The organism is Roseovarius halophilus (ex Wu et al. 2025) (assembly GCF_047086965.1).
Window position 1 is genome coordinate 21,427 of record NZ_JBKOTX010000048.1, and the last position, 10,661, is coordinate 32,087.

At 66.9% G+C, this 10,661-nt stretch carries 10 protein-coding genes; 7 read left to right on the top strand and 3 right to left on the bottom strand.

Annotated features, from left to right (window positions below):
* Window positions 1-13 precede the first annotated feature (13 nt).
* Complete coding sequence (locus tag ACH107_RS11945; RefSeq protein WP_412506057.1) at window positions 14-1,642, bottom strand: AMP-binding protein; 1,629 nt, start codon at window positions 1,640-1,642, stop codon at window positions 14-16.
* A 141-nt stretch (window positions 1,643-1,783) separates the two neighbouring features.
* On the opposite strand from ACH107_RS11945, the gene ACH107_RS11950 reads away from it, so the two are divergent.
* The gene (locus ACH107_RS11950) at window positions 1,784-2,428 is read left to right on the top strand and encodes a sulfotransferase family 2 domain-containing protein (protein ID WP_412506058.1); all 645 of its coding nucleotides are present in this window, start codon (window positions 1,784-1,786) and stop codon (window positions 2,426-2,428) included.
* Between the two features lie 55 nt (window positions 2,429-2,483).
* A complete protein-coding gene (locus ACH107_RS11955) occupies window positions 2,484-3,014 on the top strand; it encodes a L,D-transpeptidase family protein (protein ID WP_412506059.1) in 531 nt (176 codons plus the stop codon).
* Between the two features lie 5 nt (window positions 3,015-3,019).
* Here ACH107_RS11955 and ACH107_RS11960 read toward each other — a convergent pair whose 3' ends face one another.
* A complete protein-coding gene (locus ACH107_RS11960) occupies window positions 3,020-3,673 on the bottom strand; it encodes a YggS family pyridoxal phosphate-dependent enzyme (protein WP_412506060.1) in 654 nt (217 codons plus the stop codon).
* A gap of 203 nt (window positions 3,674-3,876) precedes the next feature.
* Here ACH107_RS11960 and ACH107_RS11965 point away from each other — a divergent pair, with 203 nt between their 5' ends.
* Complete coding sequence (locus tag ACH107_RS11965) at window positions 3,877-4,362, top strand: DUF3576 domain-containing protein (RefSeq protein ID WP_412506061.1); 486 nt, start codon at window positions 3,877-3,879, stop codon at window positions 4,360-4,362.
* Between the two features lie 61 nt (window positions 4,363-4,423).
* On the opposite strand, the gene ACH107_RS11970 is transcribed toward ACH107_RS11965, so the two are convergent.
* Window positions 4,424-5,380 (bottom strand): GlxA family transcriptional regulator, encoded by a 957-nt coding sequence (locus ACH107_RS11970; protein ID WP_412506062.1) that lies wholly within the window; start codon window positions 5,378-5,380, stop codon window positions 4,424-4,426.
* Window positions 5,381-5,456: 76 nt separating this feature from the next.
* Between ACH107_RS11970 and ACH107_RS11975 the strand changes: the two genes are divergently transcribed.
* From ACH107_RS11975 to ACH107_RS11990, 4 genes are all read left to right on the top strand, one after another.
* Window positions 5,457-6,368 carry a 3-keto-5-aminohexanoate cleavage protein gene (locus ACH107_RS11975; protein ID WP_412506063.1) on the top strand — a complete coding sequence of 304 codons (912 nt, stop codon included), beginning with the start codon at window positions 5,457-5,459 and terminating at the stop codon, window positions 6,366-6,368.
* Between the two features lie 106 nt (window positions 6,369-6,474).
* Complete coding sequence (locus ACH107_RS11980) at window positions 6,475-7,887, top strand: carnitine 3-dehydrogenase (RefSeq protein ID WP_412506064.1); 1,413 nt, start codon at window positions 6,475-6,477, stop codon at window positions 7,885-7,887.
* A complete protein-coding gene (locus ACH107_RS11985) occupies window positions 7,884-9,044 on the top strand; it encodes an acyl-CoA dehydrogenase family protein (protein ID WP_412506065.1) in 1,161 nt (386 codons plus the stop codon). Before ACH107_RS11980 ends, ACH107_RS11985 begins: the two co-directional genes overlap by 4 nt.
* A 172-nt stretch (window positions 9,045-9,216) precedes the next feature.
* Window positions 9,217-10,661: CoA-binding protein (locus tag ACH107_RS11990; protein WP_412506066.1), on the top strand; the 1,445-nt coding region annotated here is incomplete at its 3' end.

Here is a 10,661-nt window from a genome sequence, read left to right on the forward strand (position 1 = left end):
AGCGCGCCGCCGGTCAGAGCGCCCTTGCGATGTTGCGCAGTTCGAACTTCTGGATCTTGCCGGTCGAGGTCTTGGGCAGTTCCCGGAATATCACCTTCTTGGGGGTTTTGAAGCCGGCGAGGTTTTCCCGCGCGAAGGCGAGGAGTTCATCCTCGGTCGCGCTCACGCCGTCCTTCAACTCGACGAATGCGCAGGGCGTTTCGCCCCATTGCGTGTCCGGCCGGGCGACGACCGCGCAGAGCAGGACGGCGGGATGGCGCATCAGCACGCCTTCGACCTCGACGGAACTGATGTTCTCGCCCCCAGAAATGATGATGTCCTTCGCCCGGTCGGCGATCCGCAGGTAGCCGTCGGGATGCTGGATGGCGATGTCGCCCGAATGGAAATACCCGCCCCGGAACGCTTCCCGCGTGGCCTGCGGGTTCTTGAGGTACCCCTTCATAACCGTGTTGCCGCGGATCATGATCTCGCCCTGCGCGGTCTCGTCCATCGGGATTTGCGTCATACTTTCGGGGTCCATCGCGGTGATGTGCTCGGCCATGGGCATGGCGACACCCGTCCGGGCCTTGATGGCGTACCGGTCGTCATCGTCGAGCGTGTTCCAGCGGTCATGCCAGATGCATTCGGTCACGTGCCCGTATGTCTCGGTCAGGCCGTAGACCTGCGTGACCTTGAAGCCCAGGGGCTCGATCGCCCGCAGCGTGGCGGCAGGGGGCGGGGCGCCCGCGGTGAAGACATCGACAACATGGTCGAACGCGCGCCGCTCTTGAGGTTTGGCGTTGACGATCATGTTGAGGACGATCGGCGCGGCCCCGAAATGTGTCACGCCCTCGTCCGCTATGGAGTCGTAGATGGCACGCGCGCTGACATCGCGGCAACAGACGACCGTGCCGCCCAGCATCGGCATCATCCACGTGTGGTTCCAGTTGTTGCAGTGGAAAAGCGGCACGATCGTGAGGTAGCGCGCGCCGCGCGGCATGGGCCAGCTGACGGCCGTGCCCATTGTCGTGAGGTAGGCGCCACGGTGGTTATAGACGACGCCCTTCGGCCGGCCGGTCGTCCCGGAGGTGTAGTTGAGCGCGAGGCTTTCCCATTCGTCCTCGGGCATGATCCACTCGAAACCGGGATCGCCCGACGCCAGCAACGCCTCGTACTCGGTGTAGTGGCCGTGGGCGTGGACACCGGCCTGATCATCGGCAACCTCGATGACGGTCGGCGCCGGGCCGTCCAGCATCTCGATGGCCTGCGCCGCCATTGGCAGGAACTGTGGATCGACCAGCAGAACCTTGGCCTCGCCGTGGCCGAGGATGTAGGCCACGGTATCGGCATCGAGCCGGGTGTTGATCGCGTTCAACACCGCGCCGCAGGCGGGGATCCCGAAATGCGCCTCGGCATGGGCGGGAATGTTGGGCAGCAACGTGGCCACCACGTCGCCGGGCGTCACGCCGAGCGCCGCCAGCCCCGAGGCGAGGCGCGTGCAGCGGTCGTGGTATTCGCGATACGTCGTGCGGAAGCCGCCGTAAACGACGGCGTCATGATCGGGATAAATCTGCGCCGCGCGCCGCAGGTGGGACAATGGCGTCAGCGGTACGAAATTGGCGTCGCTTCTTTCAAGCCCGGTTTCATCCCTCATCCAACCCATCGCTCTCTCCCCGAAAATCAAGTGCCGCGTGCAAAGAGCATATTGACTTTGGTTTGCCGGTCAAACCCGTATGTTGCCCCGAAAACGGGGCGCCGCGCGCGCGGCTTGCCGCGGCGGATACCGGCGGATAGCCTGCGCGCCATGATCATTTCCCGCGGCCGCAATTACATCTTCGTTCACGTGCCCAAGACAGGCGGAACGTCGATGGCGCTGGCGTTGGAAAGCCGGGCCATGAAGGATGACATCCTGATCGGGGACACGCCCAAGGCAAAACGCCGCCGGCGGCGCCTGCAGGGGGTAAAGACGCGTGGGCGCCTGTGGAAACACGCCACGCTGGCCGATATCGACGGCCTTGTGCCCCCCGCGCTGATCGAGCAGGCCTTTGTTTTCACGCTGGTCCGCAACCCGTGGGACAGGATCGTGAGCTATTATCACTGGCTGCGGTGCCAGAGTTTCCAGCACCCCGCGGTGGCGCTGGCCAAACGTCACGGCTTTTCGGGCTTCCTGAACGCGCCCGAGACACGCGCGTCGCTGGCAGCGGCGCCCTATGAGCGATACGTTCAGGACGCCCGCGGCAGGGAGCATTGCAGCCTTTTCATCCGGCTCGAAAACCTTGGGCAGGATGCCGCCCCGTTATGGGACCATCTCGGTTTCGACCTGCCCGTGCCGCACGTGAACAGGTCGGATCGGCATGCGCATTACCGCGATCATTACAACGACGTGGACGCGGCCGTCGTGGCGGATATCTGCGGCCGGGATATCGCGCGTTTCGGCTACGAATTTTGAGCACAGCGCGGGCGCGGGCTTTCATCGAGCGCCGGGTTGGGGCAGGTATGGCACCATGACACCACGCGATCTTGTCCTGACGCCGACCGGCCTGCGGCACCGGGGCCGCCAGTTTCCATGTACCGTGGGACGCGGCGGCATATCCGCCCTGAAACGGGAAGGGGACGGCGCGACGCCGGTGGGTGCCCACAGGATCGTGGGTATTCAATACCGCCCCGACAGGCTGGCCCGCCCGTCAAGCTGGGCGGTGCCGACCCGGCCCGGCGATTGCTGGTCGGACGCGCCGGACCAGCCCGATTACAACACGCTCGTCCGGGCGCCCTACGGGTTCAGTTGTGAAACGATGCGCCGCCCCGATCCACTGTACGACCTCGTGATCGTGACGGACTGGAACTGGCCCCGCGCCGAGCCATGGCTGGGATCCTGCATCTTCTTGCATCAATGGCGGCGCCCGGGCTATCCGACGGCCGGCTGTATCGGCCTGCGGCGCGACCATCTGCTGCGTATCGCCGGGGCGCTTGCCCCCGGTGACCGGTTGATCGTACCGCGTGCGCTTGCCCTTGATAGCGCGGCGCGCGATGCCTGAGCGGTTCAGCCGTAGTCGCGTTCGCCGAAGACCGCGCTGCCGACCCGGACATGCGTCGCGCCATGCGCGATCGCCTGGTCGAAATCACCGCTCATGCCCATCGAGAGGCCTTGCAGACCGTTGCGCGCGGCGATCTTGGCCAGCAGCGCGAAATGCAGGCTTGGCGTTTCCTCGACCGGCGGAATGCACATGAGGCCGGCCAGCGGCAGGTCGAGCGTGCGACATTCCTCGATGAAACCGTCAGCCTCGGCGGGCAGGATCCCCGCTTTCTGCGGCTCCTCGCCCGTGTTGACTTGGACGAACAGATCGGGGCAGTGGCCTTCCTCCTGCGCGATGCGCGCGATCGCGCGCGCCAGTTTCGGCCGGTCCACCGAGTGGATCGCCTGAAAAAGCCCGAAAGCCTGCCGGACCTTGTTGCTTTGCAGCGGGCCGACGAGGTGCAGGTCGATCTCGCCGCATTCCTCGCGGAAAGCGGGCCATTTGCCCGCCGCCTCCTGTACTCGGTTCTCGCCGAAGCACCGGTGACCCTGCCGCAGGACGGCCCTGACCCGGTCCTCGGGTTGCACCTTCGAGATGGCGACGAGTTTCACGCTGCCGCCGGGCCTGCCGGCGGCGTCCTCGGCCCGGGCGATACGTTCCTTTATGTCGGCAAGACCCACGGAGCAAAATCCTTATGTCGGAAGTACTTGGATGGTTGTGCCACAGAAACGTGAACGACGGCAATCCCCCGATTGCGCCGCCGCTGTCCACGTCCGCGACGCCACGAGGGCGCGATGGATGCCTGCGGACCCGCCACGTTAATTCCTTGCCCCTTTCATCTGGCTTAGATAGTAGGGAGCGTGAAACTAGGACGGGCCGTACCATGAAGCAATTGCGTTTCAAAACCATCGGGTGTGCACTCGCATCATTGGTCGTTCTCGCGGGATGCGGCGGTTTTCGGAATACGCAGCTTGATCCCGATGCTTACACGGTCGATTCGGGGCGCGAGGCGCAGTCGAGGGTCACAAGCGGCACGTCCCTGCTGGACATCTTCGACAGCGGCGGGTCGTCAGACGTCAAAGTCAACCGCTTCATCTGGACCGCCACGCTCGACGTGCTCGATTTCCTGCCGGTCGAAGCGGCGGATCCGTTCACGGGGGTGATTTCGACCGGTTACGGCCGTCCGCCGGGCGGTGGCAGCGCGTATCGCGCGACCGTCCTCGTCAGCGACCCCGCGCTTGACGCCCGGTCACTGAATGTCGCGCTGCAAACGCGCAGTGGTCCCGTCAGCGCCGAAACGCAACGCGCCGTGGAGGATGCGATCCTTGCCCGGGCACGGCAGTTGCGCATCAGGGCCGAAAATTTCTGAGCTGCTGACAGCGCCTGTCATCGCACCCGCGTAAGCGCGTGCGCGCGCGCGCTTTTGTCTGTCAAATGGTCGGGCGCTTGCGTAGCTGCGTCGGCGTGGCGTCGAACTGTTGTTTCACGGCGCGCGCGAGCGCCGCTTGAGAATCGTAGCCGCACCGGACCGAGATCTCGGCCATGCTGAGGCTGCTTTCCTGCAACAGTTTCCGCGCCGCGCTAAGCCGAAGGTGACGGTAGAGCCTGCCCGGCGACATGCCCACGACCGCCCGGCAGCGCCGGTCGAGCGTGCGGGGCTGGCAGGACACGCGCGACGATATCTCGGCAAGCGTCAGGGGTTTTTCGAGATTGTCGCGCATCAGCTTGATGCTTGTCCGCACCAGCGGGTCGGTTATGCCGCGCGGGGCCTCGCCGGGGTCGCGCACGGTACCGCCGCTTATGAACAAGGCCTCGACATCCAGCCGCGCTGCGATGCCCGCGTGATCGTTCACGAGACCGAGGCTGAGGTCGAGGGCCGCCATCGCCCCGGCGCAGGTGATGATCGAACCGTCCTTGATCACGTGCGCTTTCTCCAAATGCACGGTCAGGAAACGTTCGGAAAACGCGCCGAGGATATCCCAGTGCAGCGTCGCGCGGCGCCCGTCCAGCAGGCCCGCCGCGGCCAGAAGCCACGGCGCGGTATCCAGACCGACCAGTGTGCACGCCACGTGCGGCAACCGTCGCAGCGCGTTGCGCGTTGCGCCCGCGTCGTGGCTTTCGTGCCCGTAACTTGCCAGCACAAAAAGATAATCACAGTGCGAAAGGCTGCTCAGCGGTCCGTGCGGCATGATCTGCATGGCGCTTGACGACAGAACGCCCGCCCCGGTCATCGTGAAGAACCGCCATTCGAAGGCGTCGCGTCCCGTCAGCGTGTTGGTGGCCCGCAACGGCTCCACACAGTTCGCAAGACACAGGTTCGAGAACCCGTCGAACAGCAGGAACGCGATATTGATCGTCTGGCCGGTCGTTTTTGTCCAGTCGTGCATAATAATTGTCCAGTACCGCAAAATGAGGGGCCATGTCAGCCGTGTAGCCTGTGATCCGAAAGCGAAGGAGACACAGATGCCGCTAGCCATGAACCGCGAGGTTTTCATCACCTGTGCCGTCACCGGCTCCGGCGGGACCCATGACCGGAGCCCGCATGTGCCGCGCAGCCCGCAGCAGATCGCGGACAGCGCCATCGCCGCGGCCAAGGCCGGCGCGGCCATCGTGCATTGTCACGTGCGCGACCCCGAAACCGGGGCGCCATCGCGGGACATCCACCTGTTCCGCGAGGTTACGGAGCGGATCAGAGAAAGCGCGACCGACGTTGTCCTGAACCTGACGGCGGGCATGGGCGGGGACATCACCTTCGGTGGCGTGGAAAGGCCCCTCCCGGTGGCGGAAGAGGGTACGGACATGGCCGGGGCGAGCGAGCGCGTGGCGCACGTGGCCGAATGCCTGCCCGAGATTTGCACGCTGGACTGCGGCACGATGAACTTCGCCGAGGCCGATTACGTGATGACGAACACGCCCGGCATGTTGCAGGCCATGGGCCGGATGATGACCGAGCTGGGTGTCAAACCCGAGATCGAGGCCTTCGACACGGGCCATTTGTGGTACGCGAAACAGCTGGTTGACGATGGCATACTGGCGCCCGACGCGTTGGTACAGCTTTGCATGGGCGTGCCGTGGGGGTCGCCGGACGATCTCAATACCTTCATGGCGATGGTCAACAACATTCCCCGCGACTGGGCGTTCAGCGCCTTCGCGCTCGGGCGCAACCAGATGCCGTACGTGGCGGCGTCGGTTCTGGCCGGGGGAAACGTGCGCGTCGGGCTGGAGGACAACCTGATGCTCGACAAGGGGGTTCTGGCCGAGAACTGGCAGCTTGTGGCGCGCGCGGTCGGCATCGTCGAGAACCTCGGCGCGCGGGTGATCGGCCCCGCCGAGGTGCGCGACAAGCTGAACCTGACCAAGCGGAAACCGGCCTGAGAGCGACAGCCGGTGCCGTCTCGGCGTCTTGACGGGGCAGCGCCCCTCGAAACGGGCGGGGCCGGAGAGTCCCAAGACAATTCGAAACGCGGGAGAGGATCGGGACATGAAAGATACGGCGGCCATTGTCGGCGGCGGCGTGATCGGCGGGGGCTGGGCGGCACGGTACCTGTTGAACGGATGGGACGTGCGGGTTTTCGACCCGGACCCGGCGGCGGCGCGCAAGCTCGGGGAGGTGCTGGAAAATGCCCGCCGGGCGCTGCCGATGCTCTATGATTGCGCGATGCCGCGGGAAGGCCGCCTGACGTTCCACGACAGCCTGTCGGCCGCCGTGGACGGCGCGGCGTGGATACAGGAAAGCGTGCCCGAACGGCTGGCGCTCAAGCGCGAGATATACCGCGACATTCAGCAGGCCTGCGGCCCCGACGCGATCATCGGCTCGTCCACGAGCGGGTTCAAACCCTCCGAGCTTCAGCAGGGCGCGCGCCGGCCGGAGCAGATCATCGTCGCCCATCCCTTCAACCCGGTCTACCTCATGCCCCTGGTCGAGGTCGTGGGCAGCGACAGCAACCCGACCGGCTTCATCGACCGTGCGCGCGGCATGCTGCGTGATCTGGGGCTCTATCCCCTGCATGTCCGCAAGGAGATCGAGGCGCATGTCGCCGACCGCTTCCTCGAGGCGGTGTGGCGCGAGGCGCTCTGGCTCATCAAGGACGGCATCGCGACCACCGAGGAAATAGACAACGCCATCCGCTACGGCTTCGGTCTGAGGTGGGGGCAGATGGGCCTGTTCGAAACCTATCGCATCGCCGGGGGCGAGGCCGGCATGAAGCATTTCATCAACCAGTTCGGCCCCGCCCTGCAATGGCCCTGGACCAAGCTGATGGACGTGCCGGACCTGACCGATGAGCTCGCCGGCCGGATCGCCGCACAGTCCGACGCCCAATCCGGGCACCTGAGCATCCGGGAACTGGAGCGCAAGCGGGACGGCAATATCGTCGCGATGATTCGCGCGCTCAAGCAGCAGGGCAACGCTGCCGGGCGGATCGTTCTGGACCACCAGAAGACCCTGCAGGCATCCCCGCGCCGGGACGCCCCGCTCGTCACGCAGGACCGGGTCGTGCCCGTGGACTGGACCGACATGAACGGCCACATGAACGAGGGGCGCTACGGCCAGATCTTCAGCGACGCCGCCGAGGCGGTCATGGCGCTTGTCGGCGTCGATGACGGTTACGTGGCGCGCGGCATGAGCTATTTCACGGTCGAGACCACGGTGAAATACCTGGCCGAGACCCATGCCGGCGAACATGTCCGGGTGCATAGCCGCGTCACCGAGGGCCGCGGCAAGAAACTGCGCTGTTTCCACGAAATGATCCGCGTGAGCGACGGCATGGTGATGGCGACCTGCGACCAGTTGATGCTGCATGTGAGCCTCGAGACGCGCCGCACGTGCGACCCGCCCGATGAGGTGGCCGGGAAGGTCGCGGACCTGGCGGCCCTGCACGGGGGGCTGACATGAATTTCGGACCGAGCGACGAGCAGGAGATGATCGTCTCGACGGTGCGCCGCTTCGTCGAGAACGAGATCTATCCCCACGAGCCGCAGGTCGAGCGCACCGGGCAGGTGCCCGCGGAGCTCGCACGCGAAATCCGGCGCAAGACCCTCGAGCTCGGCTTCTATGCCTGCAACTTCCCCGAAGAGGTTGGCTGCGCCGGCCTTTCCCATCTCGATTTCGCCCTTGTCGAGCGCGAGCTGGGGCGCGGGTCGATGGCGCTCACGCATTTTTTCGGCCGGCCGCAGAACATCCTGATGGCCTGCGCGGGCGAACAGCGCGAGCGTTACCTGCTGCCCGCCGTGCGCGGCGAAAAGATGGACGCGCTGGCCATGACCGAACCCGATGCCGGCTCGGACGTGCGCGGCATGAAATGCACGGCGCGCCGCGATGGCGGCGACTGGGTGATCAACGGGACCAAGCATTTCATCTCGGGCGCCGAGCACGCGGATTTCGTGATCGTTTTCGTGGCCACGGGCGAGGATGACACTCCCAAGGGCCCGAAGAAACGGATCACCACCTTCCTCGTGGATCGCGGCACCCCCGGCTTCGAGATCCGCGAGGGCTACCGCTCCGTCAGTCATCGCGGCTACGCGAACATGGTGCTGGACTTCGACGAGTGCCGCCTGTCCGACGCGCAGGTGCTGGGCGAGGTCGATGGCGGCTTCGCCGTCATGAACGAATGGCTCTACGCGACGCGCATCACCGTCGCCGCGATGAGCGTGGGGCGCGCCCGGCGCTGCTTCGACCTCGCGCTGGCCCACGCGGCCACGCGCGAACAGTTCGGCCAGCCCATCGGCAAATTCCAGGGTGTCAGTTTCCAGGTCGCCGACATGGTGACCGAGATCGACGCGGCCGACTGGCTGACGCTCGCCGCGGCCTGGCGGCTCGATCAGGGCCTGCCCGCCAATCGCGAGATCGCGAGCGCCAAGCTTCACGCCACCGAGATGCTGGCCCGCGTCACCGATTCCACGTTGCAGATCCACGGGGGCATGGGGCTGATGGACGATCTGCCGGTCGAACGCTTCTGGCGCGATGCGCGCGTCGAACGCATCTGGGATGGCACGTCCGAGATCCAGCGCCACATCATCGGCCGCGAACTCCTGCGGCCCCTCGGCGCGTAGCCGCCCGCATGGCCGGGGCGCCGATTTCCATGGCCGGCACGCGCACGGCGCCGGCCCGCGATGACGCCGCGGGTTTCTTCTCGGGTGAAATACCCCGGGGTGAATTGGCCGAAGGCCAAGAGGGGCGGCGCCCCTCGACGCGGCGGGCCGTAACGCGACCACCGGAGATGCGATGACGCACGATCTTTCCCGCCTCCTGCGTCCCCGCGCCATCGCCGTCGTCGGTGGCGGCACGTGGTGCGCCAATGTCATCGACCGGTGCCGCGACGCCGGGTTTGACGGCCCCGTCCATCCCGTGCATCCCGCTCGGGCCGAGGTCGCGGGCCTGCCCGCCTTCCCGGCGCCCGAAGCCCTGCCCGAGGTTCCCGACGCCGTCTTCATCGGGGTCAACCGCGAGGCGACCGTCGACACGGTGCGGCGGCTTGCGGCGATGGGGGCCGGCGGGGCGGTCTGTTTCGCCAGCGGCTTCGAGGAGGCCCGGGCCGAGGCGGGCGACGGGGCGCGGTTGCAGGCGGCGCTTCTGGAGGCGGCGGGCACCATGCCGATCATCGGGCCGAACTGTTACGGTGTCATCAATTATCTCGATGGTGTTCCCCTGTGGCCGGACCAGCATGGCGGCGCGCGTGTCGCCAGCGGCGTGGCCGTGCTGACGCAGAGTTCCAACATGGCGATCACCCTGACGATGCAGGCGCGCGGGGTGCCGCTGGCCTATGTCGTCACGGCGGGCAACCAGGCGCAGCTCGGGCTGTCCGGGATCGGCCGGGCGCTGCTGGAGGACACACGGGTGAGCGCGCTCGGGCTGCACGTCGAAGGGGTCGGCGACCTGCGGGCCTTCGAGGCACTCGCGGCGCGGGCGCGCGAGCTCGGCAAACCCGTCGTGGTGCTGAAGGCCGGGGACTCCGAGCAGGCGCGCGCGGCGGCGGTGTCGCATACCGCGTCGGTCGCGGGTACTGGCGCGGGGGCGCGCGCCCTGTTCGACCGTCTGGGCATCGCGCGGGTGGATAGCCTGCCCGCCTTGCTGGAGGCGCTGAAGGTGTTGCACCTCGCCGGGCCGCTGGCATCGGGCCGCATCGCGTCGATGTCGTGTTCCGGCGGCGAGGCGAGCCTGGTGGCCGATGCCGTCCTGCGGCGGAACCTTGTCCTGCCACCGCTGGACACGGGTCAGCGCGCCGCGCTTCGCGCCGCGCTCGGGCCGATGGTGGCGTTGGCCAATCCGCTTGATTACCACACCTTCGTGTGGGGCGATGTCGAGGCGATGGCGCGGACCTTCGCCGCGATGCTGTCGGGCGATGTGAGCCTGGGTTGCGTGATCGCCGATTTTCCCCGCGTCGATCGGTGTGATCCTGCCGACTGGGACTGCGTCATCACGGCGGGCGCGCGCGCCGCCGCGGAGGCGGGAAAGCCGCTGGCGGTGGTCGCAACCCTGCCCGAGACGATGCCGGAATGGCTGGCGCACCGGATCATCGCGGCGGGGCTTGTACCCCTCGCGGGGATGGACGAGGCGCTGACCGCGATCGAGGCGGCGGCCTTCATCGGCCGGGACCGGCCGGTGCCGCTGCCGCTCGTGGTGCCGGGTGATGGCGGCGCGGCGCGCCTGTGGAGCGAGCCCGAGGCCAA